The sequence below is a fragment of the Metabacillus sp. B2-18 genome (assembly GCF_021117275.1).
Lineage (GTDB): Bacteria > Bacillota > Bacilli > Bacillales > Bacillaceae > Metabacillus.
This window is the reverse complement of record NZ_CP088245.1, coordinates 3,527,839-3,550,620: the sequence shown is the minus strand read 5'-3', so window position 1 is coordinate 3,550,620 and position 22,782 is coordinate 3,527,839. Positions and strand designations below refer to the sequence as shown.

General features: G+C 36.4%; 19 protein-coding genes, 1 other RNA gene and 1 other annotated feature. Of the genes, 18 read left to right on the top strand and 2 right to left on the bottom strand.

What is annotated here, in order from left to right; all coding sequences use genetic code 11:
- The first annotated feature begins 8 nt into the window (after nt 1–8).
- From LPC09_RS18095 to dtd, 6 genes are all read left to right on the top strand, one after another.
- Complete coding sequence (locus LPC09_RS18095) at nt 9–902, top strand: cation diffusion facilitator family transporter (protein ID WP_231307935.1); 894 nt, start codon at nt 9–11, stop codon at nt 900–902.
- Between the two features lie 18 nt (nt 903–920).
- On the top strand, nt 921–1,265 hold the full coding sequence (locus LPC09_RS18090; RefSeq protein ID WP_231307934.1) for a LapA family protein: 345 nt from the start codon (nt 921–923) through the stop codon (nt 1,263–1,265).
- A gap of 87 nt (nt 1,266–1,352) precedes the next feature.
- The gene (gene recJ, locus LPC09_RS18085) at nt 1,353–3,707 is read left to right on the top strand and encodes a single-stranded-DNA-specific exonuclease RecJ (RefSeq protein ID WP_231307933.1); all 2,355 of its coding nucleotides are present in this window, start codon (nt 1,353–1,355) and stop codon (nt 3,705–3,707) included.
- Between the two features lie 16 nt (nt 3,708–3,723).
- Complete coding sequence (locus tag LPC09_RS18080) at nt 3,724–4,236, top strand: adenine phosphoribosyltransferase (RefSeq protein WP_098797935.1); 513 nt, start codon at nt 3,724–3,726, stop codon at nt 4,234–4,236.
- Nucleotides 4,237–4,576: 340 nt separating this feature from the next.
- Complete coding sequence (locus LPC09_RS18075; protein ID WP_098797934.1) at nt 4,577–6,784, top strand: RelA/SpoT family protein; 2,208 nt, start codon at nt 4,577–4,579, stop codon at nt 6,782–6,784.
- Nucleotides 6,785–6,797: 13 nt separating this feature from the next.
- Nucleotides 6,798–7,238, top strand: a complete 441-nt coding sequence (gene dtd, locus LPC09_RS18070; RefSeq protein WP_098797933.1) for a D-aminoacyl-tRNA deacylase — start codon at nt 6,798–6,800, stop codon at nt 7,236–7,238.
- Nucleotides 7,239–7,296: 58 nt separating this feature from the next.
- Here the strand turns inward: dtd and LPC09_RS18065 are convergent, their stop codons facing one another.
- Nucleotides 7,297–8,802 carry an N-acetylmuramoyl-L-alanine amidase family protein gene (locus tag LPC09_RS18065; protein ID WP_231307932.1) on the bottom strand — a complete coding sequence of 502 codons (1,506 nt, stop codon included), beginning with the start codon at nt 8,800–8,802 and terminating at the stop codon, nt 7,297–7,299.
- A 135-nt stretch (nt 8,803–8,937) separates the two neighbouring features.
- On the opposite strand from LPC09_RS18065, the gene LPC09_RS18060 reads away from it, so the two are divergent.
- The 5 genes from LPC09_RS18060 (at nt 8,938) to LPC09_RS18040 (ending at nt 13,904) form a co-directional block, all read left to right on the top strand.
- On the top strand, nt 8,938–9,111 hold the full coding sequence (locus LPC09_RS18060; RefSeq protein ID WP_176551115.1) for a hypothetical protein: 174 nt from the start codon (nt 8,938–8,940) through the stop codon (nt 9,109–9,111).
- A 71-nt stretch (nt 9,112–9,182) separates the two neighbouring features.
- Nucleotides 9,183–9,416 (top strand) — a binding site (T-box leader).
- Nucleotides 9,417–9,676: 260 nt separating this feature from the next.
- On the top strand, nt 9,677–10,945 hold the full coding sequence (hisS, locus tag LPC09_RS18055) for a histidine--tRNA ligase (protein WP_231307931.1): 1,269 nt from the start codon (nt 9,677–9,679) through the stop codon (nt 10,943–10,945).
- 14 nt (nt 10,946–10,959) lie between these two features.
- On the top strand, nt 10,960–12,726 hold the full coding sequence (gene aspS / locus LPC09_RS18050; protein WP_098797930.1) for an aspartate--tRNA ligase: 1,767 nt from the start codon (nt 10,960–10,962) through the stop codon (nt 12,724–12,726).
- Nucleotides 12,727–12,777: 51 nt separating this feature from the next.
- Nucleotides 12,778–12,963: non-coding RNA, 6S RNA (gene ssrS, locus LPC09_RS18045), on the top strand.
- A 167-nt stretch (nt 12,964–13,130) separates the two neighbouring features.
- A complete protein-coding gene (locus LPC09_RS18040) occupies nt 13,131–13,904 on the top strand; it encodes a tRNA threonylcarbamoyladenosine dehydratase (protein ID WP_098797929.1) in 774 nt (257 codons plus the stop codon).
- A 29-nt stretch (nt 13,905–13,933) separates the two neighbouring features.
- On the opposite strand, the gene LPC09_RS18035 is transcribed toward LPC09_RS18040, so the two are convergent.
- A complete protein-coding gene (locus LPC09_RS18035; RefSeq protein ID WP_098797928.1) occupies nt 13,934–14,521 on the bottom strand; it encodes an RsfA family transcriptional regulator in 588 nt (195 codons plus the stop codon).
- A gap of 191 nt (nt 14,522–14,712) precedes the next feature.
- Between LPC09_RS18035 and LPC09_RS18030 the strand changes: the two genes are divergently transcribed.
- The 7 genes from LPC09_RS18030 to recD2 all read left to right on the top strand — a co-directional run bounded on the left by LPC09_RS18030 (nt 14,713) and on the right by recD2 (nt 22,772).
- On the top strand, nt 14,713–16,002 hold the full coding sequence (locus LPC09_RS18030; protein WP_098797927.1) for a replication-associated recombination protein A: 1,290 nt from the start codon (nt 14,713–14,715) through the stop codon (nt 16,000–16,002).
- 154 nt (nt 16,003–16,156) lie between these two features.
- Nucleotides 16,157–16,837: a YczE/YyaS/YitT family protein gene (locus LPC09_RS18025; protein WP_176551114.1), complete on the top strand. Its 681-nt coding sequence runs from the start codon at nt 16,157–16,159 to the stop codon at nt 16,835–16,837.
- A 10-nt stretch (nt 16,838–16,847) separates the two neighbouring features.
- Nucleotides 16,848–17,264, top strand: coding sequence for a cysteine metabolism transcriptional regulator CymR (gene cymR, locus LPC09_RS18020; protein WP_098797926.1), 417 nt, complete (start codon nt 16,848–16,850; stop codon nt 17,262–17,264).
- A gap of 45 nt (nt 17,265–17,309) precedes the next feature.
- Entirely contained in the window at nt 17,310–18,449 is a 1,140-nt protein-coding gene (locus LPC09_RS18015; protein WP_098797925.1) for a cysteine desulfurase family protein, read from the top strand.
- Between the two features lie 23 nt (nt 18,450–18,472).
- Complete coding sequence (gene mnmA, locus LPC09_RS18010; RefSeq protein WP_098797924.1) at nt 18,473–19,585, top strand: tRNA 2-thiouridine(34) synthase MnmA; 1,113 nt, start codon at nt 18,473–18,475, stop codon at nt 19,583–19,585.
- A 118-nt stretch (nt 19,586–19,703) separates the two neighbouring features.
- Nucleotides 19,704–20,363, top strand: a complete 660-nt coding sequence (locus LPC09_RS18005; protein ID WP_231307930.1) for a tetratricopeptide repeat protein — start codon at nt 19,704–19,706, stop codon at nt 20,361–20,363.
- 24 nt (nt 20,364–20,387) lie between these two features.
- Nucleotides 20,388–22,772 (top strand): SF1B family DNA helicase RecD2, encoded by a 2,385-nt coding sequence (gene recD2 / locus LPC09_RS18000; RefSeq protein ID WP_098797922.1) that lies wholly within the window; start codon nt 20,388–20,390, stop codon nt 22,770–22,772.
- Nucleotides 22,773–22,782 lie beyond the last annotated feature (10 nt).

Here is a 22,782-nt window from a genome sequence, read left to right as displayed (position 1 = left end):
GTGAAGATATGGGGAAAAATGATCGATTTAAGCAAGCTGAGTTTGCTGCCATGATTGGAGTAGTTGGAAATATTGTACTTGCAATTGTGAAAGGGGCAGTTGGTGTTATTGCAGAAAGTCGTGCATTAGTAGCAGATGCTGTTCACTCGGCATCAGATGTAGCAGGGTCATTAGCCGTTTTCATAGGTGTACGTGCTGCAAAACAGCCCCCTGATGAAGATCATCCTTATGGACATGGAAAAGCAGAGTCAATTGCTGCCATTATTGTAGCTGTTCTTTTGTTTTTAGTAGGACTTGAAATTGGTAAATCTTCCTTCGAGTCTTTTTTTGAGGAAATTGAAGCACCGAAGCCACTTGCAATATATGCAGTCATATTGTCAATCGTCGTTAAAGAATGGATGTTTCGATATAAGTTTAGATTGGGTAAAAGAATAAAAAGTGATGCTATCATTGTAAATGCTTATGAGCATCGCTCAGATGTTTATTCTTCCATAGCTGCTTTGGCTGGTATTGGTGCCGCGATAATTGGTCAAAAGATGGGAATAGACTGGCTTGTTTATGCAGATCCTGTTGCAGGACTATTTGTAGCTATATTGGTTATAAAGATGGCCTGGAAGCTTGGTGCTGAATCAATCCATACAACACTTGATCATGTTTTGCATGATGAAGATGTTGTTGATCTTAAGGATACAGTGAGTAAAATAAGTGAGGTTAAAAAAATTGATGAGTTGCATGCCAGAGAACATGGACATTATGTTATCGTAGATATTAAAGTTTCCGTTGACCCTCACATAACGGTTGAAGAAGGTCATAACATAGGGAAGCTTGTAAAAGAAAAGCTAATGAGTGAGCATGAACACGTACAAAATGTAATGGTACATATTAACCCTTACTCACCTTAGAAGAAGGGAGGAATACAAATGAAACGTCAATGGAGTTTAATTCTAGCCATTATTTTTGCCATCATTATTGCCATCTTTGCAGTTATAAATGTTGAGCCAGTTGAGGTTGATTATTTATTTGGAAAAGCAGAATGGCCCCTTGTACTAATTATTTTAGGTTCAGTTTTTATGGGAGGATTTATTATTGCATCTGCAGGAGTTGTTAGAATTTTAACAATCCACCGAAGATTGAAAGTTGCTGAAAAAGAAAATGCGAAATTAATAACGGAGCTAGAAACGTTAAAGGACGAAAAAGAAAAGAATGTAAAAGATCTTGATAACAAAAAGGAAGAAATGGATCATGAACCAACATCCGGTGCTTAGTAATCAAGCCTATTTACTTCTGGAATAATCCTTAAATTGAAACCCCTTGACCACTCTTGTATAATGGGATGGTTGAGGGGTGAAACTATGTTAAAGGCAAAAACAAGATGGATGGTTCAATCATCTGATGAAACCTTAATTGGGACACTAATTGATAACTTATCCATTACACCGTTAGTCGCATCTTTACTTGTAAATAGAGGCATACATTCAGTAGAAGAAGCACGTGAATTCTTGGAAATTGAAAAACAATCTTTTCATGATCCGTTTCTTCTAAAAGATATGGACAAGGCTGTCCACCGAATAAAAACGGCGATAGAACAAAATGAGCATATATTAGTTTATGGAGATTATGATGCTGATGGAGTAAGCAGTACAACTGTATTATTAACAGCTTTACGTACACTGGGTGCAAACGTAGATTTCTATATTCCAAATCGATTTACCGAGGGATATGGACCAAATGAAGCTGCTTTTAGACATGCACATGAAAAGGGTTTTTCTTTAATCATTACAGTTGATACAGGAATTGCAGCAGTTCATGAAGCTCAAGTGGCAAAAGAATTAGGGATAGACGTGATTATTACTGACCACCATGAGCCAGGTCCGATCCTTCCAGAAGCAATTGCGATTATCCATCCAAAACAACCAGGGTGTACCTATCCTTTTAAAGAGCTTGCTGGGGTTGGAGTTGCCTTTAAATTAAGTCATGCTCTGCTTGGTGACGTTCCAACTGATTTATTAGAAGTAGCAGCAATAGGAACAATTGCAGATTTAGTAGCACTTCATGATGAAAATAGATTAATAGCTAAAAAAGGTATAAATCAGTTAAAAACAACAAAACGTGTTGGACTAAAATCATTGTTGAAAATTGCCAATGTCAAGATGGATGAAATAAATGAGGATACGATAGGTTTTGCACTGGGGCCGCGAATTAATGCAGTTGGTCGTTTACAATCAGCTGACCCCGCAGTGGATCTTCTTCTTTCTGAAGATGAAGAGGAAGCTGCAGCTATTGCAGAGGAAATTGATTCTCTTAACAAAGAACGTCAGAAACTTGTTAGCACAATGACAGAAGAAGCAATTGAGGAGGTTGAAACTCGTTTTCCGATCGAGGATCATCCAGTTCTAGTTATTGCTAGAGAAGGCTGGAATCCAGGTGTGGTTGGTATAGTTGCATCAAGGCTTGTAGATCGTTTTTATCGTCCAACAATTGTTTTAAGCATTGATAGAGAAAAAGGAATTGCAAAAGGATCAGCTCGAAGTATCGTTGGCTTTGATTTGTTTGAAAATCTATCAACATGTCGCGATATTCTTCCTCATTTTGGTGGGCACCCAATGGCAGCAGGTATGACACTAAATCTGGATGATGTTGATTTACTAAGAGAAAGACTTGTTGAAAAGGCACAAAACATATTAACAGAAAATGATTTTATACCGGTAACAAAAGTGGATGTAAGCTGTAATTTAGAAGATATTTCAGTTAATTCAATAGAAGAAATGCAGCTTCTTTCACCCTTTGGAATGAACAATCCTAAACCTGTTATTCAAATTGAAAATGTTACATTAGCAAATGTTCGGAAAATTGGTGCTGAACAAAATCATCTAAAGTTGGTTTTTTCTCAAGAAGATTATCAGCTTGATTGCGTTGGGTTTGGTATGGGGTATATCCATGATGAACTTTCACCCTCTGTTACTTTATCAGCAATTGGGGAACTATCTATTAATGAGTGGAATAATCTTCGCAAACCACAAATCATGTTACAAGACATTAAGGTTGATGAGTGGCAGCTGTTTGATTTTAGAGGAACAAGAAATGTGGACAAGCTTGTAAGTTCAGTAGCAACTATAGATAAAAGTATAATTGTTACTTTTCAGGAAAAAACGCATGATTATGTGAAGAGTATAGGCTTCGAACAAAAAGCTATGTTTTTAAAAACAAAACAAGATGCCATAAATCTATCTGTTCAAAATAAACATGTTATTTTAATGGATATTCCATCATCACTAGATTCTTTTGATGCACTTTTTTCTGAAGGAAAGCCTGCAAGAATTTACTCGGTATTTCAACAAGATTCAGATCACTTTTTTTCAACGATTCCGACAAGAGAACACTTTAAATGGTATTATGGATTTCTTTTAAAGAAAGGCTCTTTTAAGCTTCAAGAGCAAGGTGAACAACTAGCTGCTCATAAGGGTTGGACAAAAGAAACAATTGAGTTCATGTCACAGGTGTTTTTTGAACTAGAATTTGTTACAATAGAAAATGGTGTTATTTCGACAAATTCTTCAACTCGAAAACGAGATTTAACAGAATCGAAAACATATGCCCAAAAACAAATGAGAATAGAACTAGAAAAAACGTTATTATATACATCTTACATGCAGCTTAAGCAGTGGTTTGAAGAAAGATTTCCATTAGATGCGCCTGTAGGTGTATAAGGAGGACAAAGAAAAAATGGATTTAAAGCAATTCGTAACAGTCGTACCTGATTATCCGAAACCAGGAATTCAATTCAAGGATATTACAACATTAATGGATAATGGGGATGCGTATAGATATGCGACAGACCAAATTGTTGAATATGCTCGTGAAAAGCATATTGATCTTGTTGTTGGTCCTGAAGCACGTGGCTTTATTATTGGTTGCCCTGTTGCTTATTCACTAGGAGTAGGTTTTGCCCCTGTTCGTAAAGAGGGTAAATTACCTCGTGAAGTAGTTCGTGTTGAATATGGTCTTGAATATGGGAAAGATGTATTAACTATTCATAAAGATGCGATCAAGCCAGGACAACGTGTTTTAATTACAGATGATTTATTAGCAACAGGAGGAACAATTGAAGCGACCATTAAACTTGTTGAAGAGCTTGGTGGTATTGTTGCGGGGATTGCTTTTCTAATTGAGTTATCTTATTTAGATGGCCGTAAATTATTAGATGGCTATGATGTATTAACATTAATGAAATTTTAATGAACTAAAATAAATGATAGGGGATAAGAGTTAATAAGGTAACTCTGTCCCCTTTGTTCTTAAGAGCACTCTGAAGGGTGCTTTTTTTGCAAACTTTCTGTAAGATGGTCCTTATCATTCCTCAAGTAGGAACATATCCAGTAATTGGAGTAGGTAAAAAATAGTATGTACCTCTTTACATCTCCACTTTTTTTATTGATAATAGTTACAATATAGTAAATTTTCTAATCGTATTGATGAAATTTTTTCGTCACCTCGATTTTCACATGAATAAATCAGATTTTTCGCGCAGTTCCTTATTTAGAGGTTTATCAAAGTTTCAATACAAAAAGGTGATTCCATGTCTAATGAACAAGTATTATCTTCTGAGCAAGTAATTCAAAAGGCACAGCGATATTTATCAGTCGAAGATACCGCTTTTATTCAACGTGCCTATGATTTTGCTGAAGAAGCACATAGAGAACAATTCCGTAAATCGGGAGAGCCATATATTATCCATCCTATTCAAGTCGCGGGGATATTGGTAGATTTAGAGATGGATCCATCAACAATTGCTGGTGGCTTCTTACATGATGTTGTGGAGGATACAGAGGTCACTCTTGAGGATTTGCGCAATGAATTTAATGATGAAGTGGCAATGCTCGTCGATGGTGTTACAAAACTAGGAAAAATAAAATATAAATCAAAAGAAGAACAGCAAGCAGAAAACCATCGTAAAATGTTTGTTGCAATGGCTCAGGACATCCGGGTTATTCTCATCAAACTAGCAGACCGTCTTCATAACATGAGAACGTTAAAGCATTTGCCACAAGAAAAGCAAAGACGTATCTCAAATGAGACACTTGAGATTTTTGCTCCTCTAGCTCATAGATTAGGGATTTCAAAAATCAAATGGGAGCTTGAAGATACATCGCTTAGATACTTAAATCCACAGCAATATTATCGAATCGTAAATCTAATGAAAAAGAAACGTCAGGAGCGGTTAGAGTATCTAGATCAAGTAATTGATGAAGTACGTGAGCGTGTAGACGAAGTAAATATTGAAGCGGAATTTTCTGGAAGACCGAAACATATTTACAGTATTTATCGTAAAATGGTTCTTCAGAATAAACAATTTAATGAAATCTATGATCTTTTGGCAGTCCGAATTGTTGTGAATAGCATTAAAGATTGTTATGCTGTCCTCGGTATTATTCACACTTGCTGGAAACCTATGCCTGGACGCTTTAAGGATTATATTGCAATGCCAAAGCCTAATATGTACCAATCTCTTCACACAACGGTTATTGGACCTAAAGGAGATCCCCTTGAAGTTCAAATTAGAACATTTGAGATGCATCAGATTGCCGAATATGGAATCGCTGCACATTGGGCTTACAAAGAAGGAAAAGATATTGATGAGAAAACAACATTAGAGAAAAAACTATCATGGTTTAGAGAAATACTAGAATTTCAAAATGATGTGACGAATGCAGAAGAGTTTATGGAGTCATTAAAAATTGATCTTTTCTCAGATATGGTCTTTATTTTCACTCCTAAAGGAGATGTAATTGAATTACCATCTGGTTCCGTCCCAATTGATTTTGCCTATCGAATTCATTCCGAAATTGGGAATAAGACAATAGGTGCGAAAATAAATGGCAAGATGGTTACGCTTGATTATAAATTAAAAACTGGTGACATCATTGAAATCCTAACGTCTAAGCATTCGTATGGTCCAAGCCAAGATTGGTTAAAGCTTGCACAAACATCACAAGCAAAAAATAAAATCCGCCAATTCTTTAAAAAGCAACGTCGAGAAGAAAACGTTGAAAAAGGAAAAGAAATGGTTGAGAAAGAAATCAAAAATCTTGATTTCGATATAAAAGAAGTCATGACATCTGATAATTTGCAACGGGTAGCCGAAAAGTTTAACTTTTCAAATGAAGAAGATATGTATGCAGCTGTTGGATATAATGGTGTAACAGCGTTGCAGGTAGCCAACCGCTTAACAGAAAAATGGCGTAAAAAACGTGACCAAGAGGAACAGGAAAAGAATATTCAGGAAGTAATGAATGAAGTAAAACAAGTTCCTTCTACATCTTCCCGTAAGCGTGATGCAGGTGTACAAGTTAAGGGTATTGATAATCTATTAATTCGCCTTTCAAAATGCTGTAATCCAGTTCCAGGGGATGACATTGTTGGATTTATTACAAAGGGTAGAGGAGTATCTGTTCACCGATCTGACTGTACAAATGTGCATACAGAAGATGCTAAAGAGCGATTAATTGATGTTGAATGGGAAAATCAGCCCTTATCAAGTCGTAAGGAATACAATGTTGAAATTGAAATACTTGGATATGATCGTCGTGGTTTATTAAATGAAGTTCTTCAAGCTGTGAATGAGACAAAAACGAATATTTCGTCAGTTGCAGGTAAATCTGATCGAAATAAAGTTGCGACAATTAATATGGCTATTTCTATCTCAAATATTAATCACTTGCAAAAGGTAGTTGAAAGAATTAAACAAATACCGGATATTTATTCGGTTCGAAGAATGATGAATTAAGGTAGGTTTTATTGTGAAGGTAGTTGTTCAACGAGCTAAGGATGCTCAAGTAACAGTCGAAGGAGACGTAGTTGGAAATATAAAAGCAGGTGTAATGGTGCTTGTAGGAATTACACATGACGACACTGAGACAGATGCTGAGTACTTAGCAGAAAAAATTGCTCATTTGAGAATTTTTGAAGATGAATCAGGAAAAATGAATTATTCTTTGCTTGATATAGAAGGTGAAGTACTTTCTGTTTCACAATTCACTTTATATGGTGATTGCCGAAAAGGGAGACGTCCTAATTACATGAATGCAGCAAAGCCGGATTATGCAAACAATTTATATGAAATGTTTAATCAAAAGTTAAAAGATAAGGGGCTGCATGTTGAAACTGGAACATTTGGTGCTATGATGGATGTTCAGTTTACAAATGATGGTCCTGTTACATTAATTATTGAGAGTAAATAAAGGTTAGTTTCTCCAACTAGTTGTTGGGAAACTAACCTTTTTGTTTTTCAAGTGTACTTTATTTGAAGTAGTACGCAATTCCATTAAAGATTCCTTGTGAAGCATGTTCTTGATAACTGGCACTATTTATCGTTAATTCTTCAGTTCGATTACTTAAAAATCCAAGCTCTAATAGGACAGCAGGTGAGTGGTTTTCTCTAAGAACATGGAAATTTCCAAATTTGACACCGCGATCAATAAGTCTTGTTTGTTGAGTTAGCTCTTTGTTAAGACTGAATGCTAATGGTGCATCCTTAAGTGAATGATAGAAGTAGGCTGAAGTACCTGAAGCATTTGGATCAACAGCACTGTCATAGTGAAGACTGATAAACGCTTCTGCATTTCGATAATGAGATGTACTGACTCTTGAATTTAAGCTAATGTATGTGTCTGTTGATCTTGTTATAAAAACATTAGCTCCAGCAGATTTCAGCTTATCATATACTAACTTTGCTGTTGTAAGGGTAAGATTTTTCTCTAACGTCCCCCCATTGCCAACTGCTCCACCATCTTGGCCCCCATGACCAGGGTCTATAACAATTGTTTTACCTTTAACATATTGTGCGGCACCTGGTCTTCTTATTGGATCAGTTACACCACTCGTTTCAACAACCCACCCGGCAACATATCCACTTTTTTTGTCATTAAGGGCAACCTTATACCAATCTCCATCTGTTTGAAGAATTTGAAATGTATCTCCTAAATTGACTCTTTTCACAATCGTGCTATTCGTAGAAGACCCTGAACGGATATTGGTTCCATCGAACATAATTTTTACGGTTTGATCAGACTTGCTTAAATCTGTATCGAATTGGGTATCTGCTGTTTTTTTGATAAACCATCCTGCAACCCAGCCAGTTTCATTTTTAAAAGATATTTTATACCAATTGTTTTTTTCTTGAAGAATCATCACCTCTGTGTTTTTTGGTACTGATGATAGAACCTTACCTGAGAAAGTTCCTTTATCTCTAATACTCAAAATAGGAGCTGTAACAATTCCCTTTGCCATTCTTGTTGACGCCCTATTCGTTTTCTCTATGTAACTGTTGGATACCCAACCTGTTTTACCCGAATAGAGTATTTGTGTCCACTCACCGCTTTTGTCAAGATATATTGCTGTTTTTCCATATTCAAAGCTTCCAATCATATCAAAAGATAATCCAGGACCTGAACGAATTCTAAGTCCAGATGCGAGTGATATGACTTCATAATGAGTCGTTTTTTTATTAGCAAGTTTGGAATCAGAATTTTCTTTTATAGTAAACCAACTTGGGATCCATCCTGAAGAAGTTGGGGAAAGTTTAATTTTAATCCAGTTCCTCTTCTTTTCTAACACATTAAATGTTTGTCCCTTTTTAACTTTGGCAATAACTGAATAGGTAAGACCAGCTCCACTTCTAACATAGTTTTGTTCTACATTTATGATCACTTGTTTGTTTTCGGCCTTTATAACAGAAGAATTCAATAAAAAAGCTGTAAATAAAAGTATGAAACAAATCATGTTGGTTCGGTTTTTGCGAATCAAGAGAAAGTCCTCCTTTTAAAGGTCTACCAAATTATTCATTCTCTGCTGATCTTCATGATCCTTTAAAATCTGAAATAAATTCTTCCAAAAAGGGAATTATAAATTTGATCCTTTCTGAAAAGAGGTGTGTTAAAAATGAGAAATAGTGATAAAGGTGAATTAATGCATTCACGACGTGATGTTTTTGGAATCGATTTTCATGATTTTATGACAAAAGAACAAAATGAAAGCTCCTTTGAACTTGCCTCAGAGTTTGGAATTTCATTACGCGAGGTAAAAAATTTAAAAAAACATTTAAATCGTTCTTGACAATGTACAGCAAAGATACGTATGATAAGATAAAATTCGATAGAATCTTATCAATGAAACATACATATTTTTATGAACCATTGAGGGAGAACAGTAAATAAGAATACACATGACAAGAGAGGAAATGTCCGGGGCTGAAAGCATTTCTACATGATGACTTATTGAAGAACACTCCTTAGGTTTCTCTCTGAAAAACATTCGTTTAGTAGGGGCAGGACGTATACAGGCGTTAACTGATTGAGTGGAAGAGGTCATTAGACAGCTTCAACTAGGGTGGAACCACGGGTATAACTCTCGTCCCTACATGATGTAGGACGGGAGTTTTTTTGTTGTAAAAAATTTGTGGTGTTCTTTTGAAAAAAGTTTTAATGTCTAGCTACAGGCGCCACCGGCGAAGCACAGGACGTGCAGGTGCAGTCAACAGGACGTTGCGTTTTTGGCTGCCTCGAGGTCATAAGCCAAGTAGGAATTGAAGGTAAAGGGCAACCTTCTATTCCTACTCGTCTTATGCTTGTCGCCGTTAAACGGGTGCCTTCCGCATTTCGTATTAGGAGGAGAAAGTATTATGTCATTCCAGATTCCTAGAGGAACTCAGGATATTTTACCTGGAGAAGTTGAGAAATGGCAGTTTGTTGAGAATACTGCTAGAGATTTATGTAACAGATATCAGTATAAGGAGATTCGCACACCAATATTTGAACATACGGAGCTGTTTGCAAGAGGTGTTGGAGAGAGTACCGATATTGTTCAAAAGGAAATGTATACCTTTTTGGATCGTAAAGGAAGAAGTATTACTCTTCGACCTGAGGGAACAGCTTCAACTGTAAGATCGTTTGTAGAAAAAAAGCTTTATGCGAATCCATCACAGCCAACTAAGCTTTATTATATCGGACCTATGTTTAGATATGAACGACCACAAACTGGACGATTTCGTCAATTTGTCCAATTTGGTGTAGAAGCATTAGGAAGTAATGATCCTGCAATTGATGCAGAAGTAATTTCTTTAGCAATGAATTTATACCAAACACTTGGATTAAAGAGCTTAAAGCTAGTAATTAATAGCTTAGGTGATGCAGAAAGTCGTAAAGCCCATCGTGAAGCACTAATAGCTCACTTTGAACCTAGAATTGAAGAGTTTTGTTCTGATTGCCAGACGCGTCTGAAGCAAAATCCATTACGGATCTTAGATTGTAAAAAAGATCGTGACCATGAATTAATGGAAACAGCTCCATCCATTTTAGAATTTTTAAACGATGATTCTAAGAAGTATTTCCAAAAAGTTCAAGATTATTTAGGTGCAAATGGTATCTCATTTGAAGTAGATCCTGGACTAGTAAGAGGGTTAGATTATTATAACCATACCGCTTTTGAGATTATGAGTAATGCAGAGGGCTTTGGTGCTATTACCACTCTATGTGGTGGTGGGCGCTATAATGGATTGGCTCAAGACATAGGAGGGCCTGAAACACCTGGAATTGGTTTTGCTTTGAGCATTGAGCGTTTATTAGCGGCGCTTGAAGCAGAAAAAATTGAACTTCCAATTACCTCATCTATTGACTGTTATTTAGTTACTATGGGGGATCAGGCTAAAGATCGTGCCGTTTCCTTACTTTATGAAATGAGAAATGCAGGTCTTATTGCAGAAAAAGATTATGAAGATAAAAAAATGAAGGCTCAATTTAAATCTGCTGACCGTCATCAAGCAAAATATGTTGCGGTACTAGGTGATGATGAGCTTGAAAGAAATGTGATTGCCGTTAAAAATATGGAAACAGGCACTCAAGAAGAAGTTTCAATAGAAGAAGTTATAACATATTTAACATCTAAGGTATAAAGGAGAGGGATTACATGTTTGGCCGAACATATTATTGTGGTGAAGTTCCAGAGTCAGCAATTGGAGAAGAAGTTGTATTAAAAGGTTGGGTTGCTAAAAGACGTGATCTGGGAGGAGTTATTTTTATCGACCTACGTGACCGTACTGGCGTAGTACAGGTTGTTTTTAACCCGGAGGTTTCACCGGAAGCGTTAGCGATTGCAGAGCGAGTTCGTAGTGAGTACGTGTTAGATATAACAGGTAAGGTTGTAAGCCGTGATGAGGAAACAATTAATCCAAATGTATCAACTGGTACAATTGAGGTTATTGTTGAAAAAGTAACAATTATCAATGCAGCTAAAAACCCGCCATTTATAATTGAAGATAAATCAGAAGAAGTTTCAGAGGATGTTCGTTTAAAATATCGTTATTTAGATTTAAGAAGACCAGCATTGTTGAATACCATTCAAATGCGTCATAATGTGACAAAATCGATGAGAAGCTTTTTAGATGATAATGGCTTTTTAGATATTGAAACACCAATTTTAACAAAAAGTACTCCTGAAGGAGCACGCGATTATTTAGTACCTAGCCGCGTGCATGAAGGTGAATTTTATGCATTACCACAATCACCTCAAATTTTTAAGCAATTACTAATGGTTTCAGGTTTTGATAAATACTATCAAATTGCTCGCTGCTTCCGTGATGAAGATTTACGTGCTGACCGTCAGCCAGAGTTTACTCAAATAGATATTGAAGCTTCATTTATGAGTCAGGACGATATTATGTCAATGACAGAGCAAATGATGGCTAGAATCATGAAAGAAACGAAAAACGTTGACATTGAGTTACCACTTCCAAGAATGACGTATGATGAAGCGATGGGACGTTACGGTTCGGATAAGCCGGATACACGATTTGGTTTAGAGCTTGTCGATGTTAGTGAAATCGTTAAAGATAGTGGATTAAAGGTGTTTAACACGGTTGTAGCTAACGGTGGTCAAGTTAAGTCAATTAATGTAAAAGGTGCTGCTGAGAAATACTCTAGAAAAGATATGGATGCATTAGCAGAGTTCGTTGCACCTTATGGAGCAAAAGGATTAGCTTGGTTAAAAGTTGAAGAAGACGGCTTAAAAGGACCGATTATTAAATTCTTCACAGAGGAAGAACAAAAAGGTTTATTGCAAACACTTGAAGCAACTATTGGAGATCTACTTGTATTCGTTGCAGATAAGAAGTCAGTGGTGGCAGATTCATTAGGTGCTCTTCGTTCAAAGCTAGGAAAAGACTTACAACTGATCGATGAAAGCAAGTTTAATTTCCTATGGGTAGTAGATTGGCCGTTATTAGAATATGATGAAGCAACTAAACGTTATTATGCAGCTCACCATCCATTTACAATGCCTGCTCGTGAAGACATAGATCTTTTTGACACAGACCCAGGTAATATGAAAGCACAAGCGTATGATATTGTTCTGAACGGCTACGAACTAGGTGGCGGATCTATTCGTATATTCGAAAAAGATGTTCAAGAGAAAATGTTTAAGCTTTTAGGATTCTCAGAAGAAGAAGCAAAAGAGCAGTTTGGTTTCTTATTAGAAGCTTTTGAATATGGAACACCTCCACATGGTGGTATTGCACTTGGATTAGACAGATTAGTTATGCTTTTAGCTGGGCGCACAAATCTTCGCGATACGATTGCTTTCCCTAAAACAGCTAGTGCAAGTGATTTATTAACAAACGCACCAAGCACTGTTAGCGAAGCGCAGCTCGAAGAATTAAATCTTGAACTGCGTGACTAATTGTCAAGATCTTGAAATGAAAATTTGCTTATGATATTATCTCTATAACACAAAGTCCTGATGTGTTCGTTGTACACCTAGTTTTGACCTAACATTGTTTATACGGGAGCTTGAGTTTTCAGACAGAGTACATGCCTCTACCTCGGATTGAGGACTTACAAACTCTGAAATAAAGCACCCACCTGCTGAGTGCGGGATCAAAACGAGGGAAATGGCGACGGCACGATTGGGACTATACTACATATCAAAGCGAAAGGGTCATTCCACAAGGGTGACCCTTTTTATATAGGATTAAAAAACAAAAAACGCTTGCTTTTCTATCGATGTATGTTATATTCGTTTTCAGGTAAAAATACTGTCATTATGCAAGATAACGAAATAGGTTAATAATTGGAGTGAGTTAGTTGCTACATCAATTTTCACGTAATGAACTGGCGATTGGTAAGGAAGGATTAAATATTCTAAAAAATAGTACGGTAGCTGTATTAGGAATTGGTGGTGTAGGTTCCTTTTCAGCCGAGGCTCTTGCAAGGTCAGGTGTAGGCAGACTTGTATTAGTTGACAAAGACGATGTTGATATTACAAATGTGAATCGTCAAATTCACGCGTTAGTATCAACTGTTGGACAACCTAAAGTAGATTTAATGGCTGCACGTATTAAGGATATTAATCCGGAATGTGAAGTTATTTCTCTAAAAATGTTTTATACAGAAGAAACGTATGAGCAATTTTTTGATCAAAACTTGGATTATGTGATTGATGCTTCAGATACCATTTCTTACAAGATTCATTTAATGAAAGAATGTTTGAAGCGTAATATACCCGTGATTTCAAGTATGGGTGCTGCAAATAAAACGGATCCAACTCGATTTCAAATTGCTGACATTTCTAAAACACATACAGATCCAATTGCAAAAGTTATTCGAACTCGTTTACGTAAAGAAGGAATTAAAAAAGGCATTAAAGTTGTCTTCTCAGACGAAAGCCCGATCGTAATTCGGGAGGAAGTTCGTAAAGAAGTTGGAAATGATGCTGCGCCGATAAGAAAGGCTAAAATGCCTCCATCTTCAAATGCGTTCGTCCCTTCTGTGGCAGGGTTAATCATGGGTGGTCATGTTATTACAGAACTTTTGAAGGATATTAAAATTACAAGAGTGAAAGATGAAAAACAAAGCTAAGAGGCTGCATTCAAGCAGCCTCTTAGCTGTTAATGATAGTATTCCTTTTTTAGCTCTTCTTCCGATGTATTTTGTGCATGTTGAATTAAAACCATCAGCACTTTATATTCTTCTTCTAATTTATGTTTCCGCTCTGTTAGTTTTTTATATCTGTCCACTAGCTCTTTATTTTTTTTATATAACGCTTGTTTTTCTTTTTGTAAATGGTTATTTTCTTCTTTCAGTGAAGAATTGCTTTCGGGCATGTTATTTAATTGATTTAGATAAATAATACAGTCATTGATATTAATAAACTCACTTTGAGTTTGCATCGTTTTTGCTCTCTCCAAAATGTTAGGGTCTTCTTTTGGCTTTTTGCTTGTATTTTTATTGTTGTGTTGATTTAATTTGCGTTTATTTTCTTTATGTTTCTTTTTTGCTAATTCAATATCATTCACATATTCTTTTCGAACCTCTGCATTCCAACGATAGCTGCATGCAGCAGGTGTCCGGTTTATCTTGTCCGAGATCTCATTAAAAGCGGCAGTTTGTGTACTGCCATCCTTTATATGATTTACTACCGTTTTTGCTAGAAGCATATCTTCTTCGTGGGTCCACGCATCATGTCTATTTTTCACGATAACCTCCTTCGAGTTACTCGTTTTAACATGTTCGTTCGTAACCTTATCATTTCCTAGAAACTCATACTTATTCGAGTTCATAGATTCATATTTCATTCTTAGGAGTGCTTGGACGGTAAGCTCCTTTTATTTCTTTACATCAAGATTCCATATATAATTATAGGTAGAATTGTACTGGGGGTTTTAAAGTGAATGGAGAGCCACTTGCTTTTCGAATGAGACCGAAAACAATTGATGAGGTCGTAGGACAAAAAGATATCATTGGTGAAAAAACAAGTTTATATAAAATGATCAAAAACGGATATGTTCCATCCATGTTATTGTACGGAGAGCCAGGGGTTGGAAAAACGTCAATAGCTTTTGCTATTGCAGGTACGACTAGCATACCTTTTATAGCGTTAAACGCGACAACAGCAGGAAAGAAAGATGTAGAAGCTGTTGTTGAGGAGACTCGTTTAACAGGAAAAGTTATCTTGTTTCTGGATGAAATTCATCGTTTTAATAAGGCTCAACAAGATTATTTACTACCTCATGTAGAACGAGGTGACATTATCTTAATTGGTGCAACAACGGAAAACCCATTTCATGATGTAAATCCAGCGATACGAAGCCGATGCGGACAAATTAAGCAATTAACAAGATTAACTGTTGATGATATTGAAGTGCTACTTCAACGGGCGTTAAAAGATGAAAAAAATGGCTTAGGGATGATGAGTATCCAAATATCCGAGGAGCAAGTGAAAAAAATTGCTTATGGTGCTAATGGAGATGCAAGAAAATCTTTAACCTTATTAGAATCAATTGTTTACTCGTCCACTAAAGAAGGAGATACCTATATAGTGGAGGATTCTATTATTAACGATCTGACAGGTAATACAGGTGTTTATGGTGATAAAAAGGGAACTCACTTTTATAATCTGCTTTCAAGCCTACAAAAAAGTATTCGTGGTAGCGATGTAGATGCAGCTTTATACTATTTGGCTCATTTACTTGAGACAGGGGATCTTGTAGCCGTAAATAGAAGGCTAGTGGTGATTGCCTATGAAGATATAGGATTGGCAAATACATCTGTTGGTAACAATGTTTTGTCTGCTGTCATTGCAAGTGAGCGGTTAGGTCTTCCCGAGGCACGTATTCCTTTATCAGTTGCGGTTGTTGAGATGTGTTTATCTTCTAAATCGAATTCCGCATATAAAGCTTTGGATATGGCCATCGCGGATGTTCGAACAGGTAAAGTGGGGGAAATCCCAATGCATTTAAGAGATGGCCATTATGCTGGCTCAAAAGTGTTAGGACATGTTGGATACAAATACCCACATGATCACCCAATTGGAACGTTCGGCGGATGGGTGCAGCAAGAATACCTTCCAAGTAACTTAAAAGGAACTAAATATTACGAACCAATGGAAGCTGGTGAGGAAAAGAGATTATCAGCCATTTATTACAAGCTTGAGCAGTTTAAGAAGAATAATCAATAATACTTTTCATGTTAGATTAATCATGTCCTAGCGATATAGTCGGTTTTAGTGTCTAATATCACCATCTATGCTATAATGGCTAATGGAAAAAGTTAATGAATTGAACACTTGCTTACACAGTAAAGGGTTTATGACTATATAGGGGGACCCTTCATTGAAATCTTATACAAGAAATACTCTTGAGCTTCTGTTAAAATGGTCAATCTTTTTTATAGGATTGTTGATTATGTCATTTGGGATTGTTTTAACAATTAAAGCTGACTTAGGTGTTTCAGCTTGGGATGTTTTACACATCGGGCTATATAAACAGTTAGGGTTATCAATAGGTTCATGGACAATTATTATTGGTGGTCTCGTTTTACTATCTGCATCATTATTAACGCGAAAGCTTCCGCAGGTAGGAGCTTTTATCAATATGTTTACAATTGGAATATTTATTGACTTGTTTATCTTTCTTCCTGTTCTAAAAACTCCTGAATCATTTTTAGGTAAAATGATTATGTTGGTGATGGGAATTGTCATACTATGTTATGGAATGGGTTTGTATATATCTGCTAAATGCGGTGCAGGTCCAAGAGATAGTTTAATGATGGCTCTGGTTGAAAAAACGGGAAAATCTATTACATTTGTTAGAGCGTGGATTGAGGTAATTGTTCTTGTCATTGGATGGCTCTTAGGAGGTCCTGTTTTTATTGGAACAGTGATTGCGACAATTTCACTGGGGTATGTTGCAGGAGTTATGATTCCTTTTTGTCAGAATACAACTAATTTATTATTCATGAAATTACTTAATAAGAACCAATTTCAAACAAGTTTACTAGATCGTGGTATGTAGGGGGACTATTATGAAAATATCAACAAAAGGCCGATATGGATTAACAATTATGATTGAGCTTGCCAGAAAGCACGGTGAAGGTCCAACTTCATTAAAAAGCATTGCACAGGCTCATGATTTATCAGAGCACTATTTGGAACAATTAATCGCACCTTTAAGAAATGCTCGTCTTGTAAAAAGTATTAGGGGGGCTTATGGTGGCTATATTTTAGGTGATGAGCCTGCAAATATTACATCCGGGGATATTATTCGCGTTCTTGAAGGGCCTTTAAGCCCTGTTGAAGTATTAGAGGATGAAGAACCTGCAAAAAGACAGCTGTGGATACGAATTCGTGACGCTGTAAAAGAAGTGTTAGATAACACAACGCTTGAAGATTTGGCTAGTTATACAGACGGAGATCAAGAGCCATATATGTTTTATATTTAAAAATTTGTTAAGCTACTAAATTTTTAATAGGAAGGAGGTTGGAAAATGAAAAAAGTTTATTTAGATCATGCTGCAACTTCTCCGATTCACCCTGATGTTGCAGATCAAATGATGAAGGTAATGACTGAAACGTTCGGTAATCCGTCTAGTATTCATTCTTTTGGAAGAGAAGCAAGGAGAATTCTTGATGAGTCAAGAAGAATTCTTGCAAATAGTATTGGCGCAAGTCCAGGAGAATTAATTTTTACAAGTGGTGGGACAGAGGCTGATAATTTAGCTATTATCGGTACAGCACTTGCCAATCAACAAATCGGTAAACATATTATAACAACTGAAATAGAGCATCATGCAGTACTTCACACTTGTAAATACCTTGAGAAAATAGGTTACGATATTACTTACCTTCCTGTTAACGAAAGTGGTTTAATTTCTGTAGATGACCTCAAGCAACACTTAACAGACCAAACAGTGCTTGTTTCAATTATGTTTGGTAATAATGAAGTGGGCTCAATTCAGCCAATACGTGAAATAGGAAAACTTCTAAAGGAATACCCAGCGTATTTTCATACAGATGCTGTTCAAGCTTATGGAATTGAAGAAATTAACGTACAAGAGTTGGGTGTTGATTTGTTAACTGCATCTGCACATAAAATCAATGGGCCTAAGGGTATTGGATTCTTATATGCTAAAGCCGGTATTAAACTTCAGCCTTCATTATATGGTGGCGAACAGGAGTTGAAACGACGAGCTGGTACTGAGAATGTTGCAGGAATTAGCGGATTCAGTCGGGCAGCAGAAATTGCTGCATCCAATCGCGAAGGTAAGCGAAAAGAATATAAGAAATATAAGCAGGAAATGATCTCGATTTTTAAAGAACATGATATACAATTTGAAGTGAATGGAGAATTGAGTGGTCTACCTCACGTTCTAAATATTTACTTTCCGAAAACTCAAATTGAGTCTCTTTTAGTGAATTTGGATTTGGCAGGTATTGCTGCATCAAGTGGTTCTGCTTGTACAGCTGGTTCTGTTGATCCATCTCATGTATTAGTGTCTATGTTTGGAAAAGACTCAGATCGGATCATATCTTCTGTTCGCTTTAGTTTTGGTTTAGGAGTATCCTTAGAAGATATTAGATATTCTGCCCATGAAATATCAAAAATTGTAAAAAGAGTGACAGCTTAGAGTTACATGGAGGTGAATAATGGATGACAAAAGATCCTAAAGATATAAGAGTAGTTGTAGGAATGTCGGGAGGAGTTGACTCTTCTGTTGCTGCTCTTCGTTTAAAAGAGCAAGGTTATGATGTTATCGGAATTTTTATGAAAAACTGGGATGACACAGATGAAAATGGTGTATGTACTGCAACAGAGGATTATAATGATGTGATTGAAGTTTGTAATCAAATTGGTATTCCATATTATGCAGTAAATTTCGAAAAGCAGTATTGGGACAAGGTATTCACATATTTCCTGGATGAATATAAAGCAGGTAGAACGCCAAACCCTGATGTAATGTGTAATAAAGAAATTAAATTCAAGGCATTTTTAGAACATGCCATGTCACTAGGTGCCGATTACTTAGCAACAGGTCATTATGCAAGAGTGGAATATCGAGATGGTGAATATAAAATGTTGCGTGGTGTTGATGACAATAAGGATCAAACCTATTTCTTGAACCAACTAGGTCAAGAGCAATTGTCTAAGGTCATGTTCCCATTAGGAGATATTGAAAAACCTCTTGTTCGTGAAATGGCAAAGAAAGCCAATCTTGCTACTGCTACGAAAAAAGATAGTACGGGAATTTGCTTTATCGGTGAAAGAAACTTTAAAGAGTTTTTAAGTGGCTATCTTCCTGCACAGCCTGGTATGATGAAGACCCTTGACGGAGAAGTGAAGGGAAAACACGACGGGCTTATGTATTATACAATTGGTCAAAGACATGGTTTGGGAATTGGTGGAAGTGGTGAACCATGGTTTGCAGTCGGTAAAGATCTAAAGAAAAATGTGTTATATGTAGATCAAGGCTTCCACAATGACTTACTATATTCTGATAGCATAACGGCAACAAATATGAGCTGGGTTTCAGATAAACAAGTAAAGAATTTAACCTGTACAGCCAAATTCCGTTACCGTCAACAAGATAATGAGGTTACAGTCAAGATGATTGATGACAAAACCGCTAAGGTAACATTCAAAGAACCGATTCGTGCTGTAACACCTGGACAAGCAGTAGTGTTTTATGATGGTGATACATGCTTAGGTGGCGGAACGATCGATGAAGTTTTCAAAAACGGTGAAAAATTATGGTATGTTGGATAAGGGAGAAAAATTTGGTTTAATAAATGTTTCTGATACTAGAAGGGGTTGACACAATGAGTCAGCCCTTTTTATCTGTATCCTATATATTTACTACATACTAGATAAAGGAAGGATTATGATGGATATTAATCAACGTGGAATTAAAGCAATGCAAAAAGGAGAGTTCGAGGAAGCAGCAACTCTTTTCTCGGAGGCAATTGAGAAAAATCCGAATAACCCAATTAGTTATATTAACTTTGGCAATCTTCTTTCTGCAGTTAATGAACCTGAAAAGGCATTGAAATTTTATGAAAAAGCAATTGAAATAAATGAAGATTCTGCAACAGCTTATTATGGAGCAGGAAATGTTTACTTTAATCAAGAAAACTATGATGAAGCAAAAAATATGTATGAAAAAGCATTAAAGAAAGGCTTAGATCAAGGTGATTTACACTTTATGTTAGGAATGTGTTTATTTAATCTTGGTCAAAACCGTTTAGCTCTTCCTTATTTCCAACGAGCAGTAGAGTTAAATGAAAATGATAGTGATGCAAAATTCCAGTATGGTTTATGCTTGGCACAGCTTGAATTAATTGATGAGGCACTAGTGCAATTTGAAGAAGTTATCGAACTAGACGAGCAACATGCCGATGCTTTTTATAATATAGGAGTAGCATACGCCTTTAAAGAAAATAGTGAAAAAGCAATTGATATGCTGAATAAAGCATTAGAAATCCAGCCGGACCATATGTTGGCAGGACATGCATTAAAAATTATGAATGGAAATATGGAGAGATAAGTTCTCTGAAGGGAGAGGCAAAAAATGCAGGAGAGTGCAGATTTATTTGGAGAAAAAGAGCGCTATGTCAAAGGACTAGTTAAGGTTGTTATCTTTCATAATGAACAAAATCTTTATTCAGTGCTAAAAGTAAGAGTACATGAAACGAGTGAAGATATAGAAGATAAAGAAATAACTGTTACTGGTTACTTTCCCCTCCTGCATGAAGATGATACCTACACTTTTTTTGGGTCGTTTACAAATCACCCTAAGTTTGGGCTTCAATTTCAAACCGAGCATTTTCGGAAAGAAATTCCTCAAACAAAAGAAGGAATTATACAATATCTTTCAAGTGATCTTTTTAAAGGTATCGGAAAAAAAACAGCGGAAGCAATCGTTGAAAAATTGGGTGAATCCGCTATCTCAAAAATTTTACAAAACCCCTCCATTTTGGATGATATTCCTAAGGTGAATAAAGATAAAGCAAAACAATTGGTTGATGCGCTAATTTCTCATCAAGGTCTTGAGCAAATCATGATTGCGCTAAATCAGTTTGGATTTGGTCCACAGCTTGCGATGAAGATCTATCAAACTTACCAAGATGAAACATTAACCATCATTCAGGAGAATCCTTATCAATTAGTACAGGATGTAGAAGGAATTGGTTTTGTTCGTGCGGATGAGCTTGGAGAGCACCTTGGTATATCGGGGAAAAGTGCTGAACGAATTAAAGCAGCTTGTCATTACAATGTCGAGCACCTTTGCCTACAGGAAGGTCATGTTTATGTTACAACGGAGCAGCTAATTGTTAAAACAAAGGAACTCCTTGATCACTCTAAAAAAGAAACCATTCACGAGTCAGATATTGCAAATGAGATCATTGCACTAGGTGAAGAGGGAAAAATGATTGTTGAAGAAAACCGTGCTTACCTTCCATCACTCTATTTTGCTGAACAGGGATTGGTAAAAAATATTAATAAGATCCTTGATCAAACAGAATATGAGGATTTATTTCCTGAATCTGAATTTTTATTATCTCTGGGGAACCTTGAGGAAAGAATGAATGTGCAGTATGCACCAACACAAAAAGATGCGATTCAGAAGGCGCTAATGTCACCTATGTTACTACTAACTGGAGGACCTGGTACAGGAAAAACAACCGTTATTAAAGGGATTGTAGAATTGTATTCAGATTTACATGGATGTTCTCTTGATCCTAAAGATTATAAAAAGGAAGAAACTTTTCCAATTGTACTTGTAGCTCCAACAGGGAGAGCGGCAAAACGTATGAGTGAAGCCACAGGAATGCCGGCGGTTACGATTCATCGTCTTTTAAAATGGAATGGAGCAGATGGGTTTGAACACGATGAAGAAAACCCGATTGCAGGCAAACTTCTGATCATTGATGAAGTCTCAATGGTTGATATTTGGATTGCTAACCAATTATTTAAAGCTTTGCCTAAAGAAATTCAGGTTATCATGGTAGGCGATGAGGATCAGCTTCCTTCAGTTGGTCCTGGTCAAGTGCTTCGTGATTTATTGGCATCTCAAGTGATACCAACGGTTCGTCTGACAGATATTTACCGTCAGGCAGAGGGATCTTCTATCATTGAACTTGCCCACGATATAAAGGAAGGTAGACTTCCACAAAATATAGCGGCACCAACTTCGGATCGTTCGTTTATTAGGTGTTCTCAAGCTCAGATGAAAGAAGTCATAGGTAAAATCATACAAAGTGCACTGAAAAAGGGATATACAGCAAAAGATATACAAATCCTGGCACCCATGTATAGAGGACCTGCTGGTATTGATCAGCTAAATAAATTACTTCAGGAGCTTTTTAATCCAAAAGCATCTGGTAAAAGAGAATTGAATTTCGGTGATGTTGTGTACCGAAATGGTGATAAAGTGCTTCAGCTCGTAAATCAGCCTGATAGCAACGTATTTAATGGAGATATTGGAGAGATTGTATCCATTTTTTATGCAAAAGAAAATACCGAAAAAGAAGATATGATCGTAGTTTCGTTCGATGGTAATGAAGTAACGTATACGAAACAAGATTTTAATCAATTTACACATGCCTTTTGTTGCTCTATTCATAAATCACAAGGAAGTGAGTTTCCAATTGTGATTATGCCTATTGTTAAAGGCTATTACCGAATGTTAAGACGAAATTTAATTTATACAGGAGTAACAAGAAGTAAAAGGTCTCTTATTTTATGTGGTGAATTAGAAGCCTTACAATGGGGAATTTCAAATAATGAAAGTTCCGAAAGACAAACAAGCTTAATGTTAAAGCTTGGAGCGGATCAAATAAAAGATTCAGAACTTGACGAACTACAAAAACAATTGCCATTCCCCCTTGAGGATGCAAATATTGGCATGGAAAACGTTACACCGTATGACTTTATGGAAGCTGGCGAAATATAAAAATGTTCGG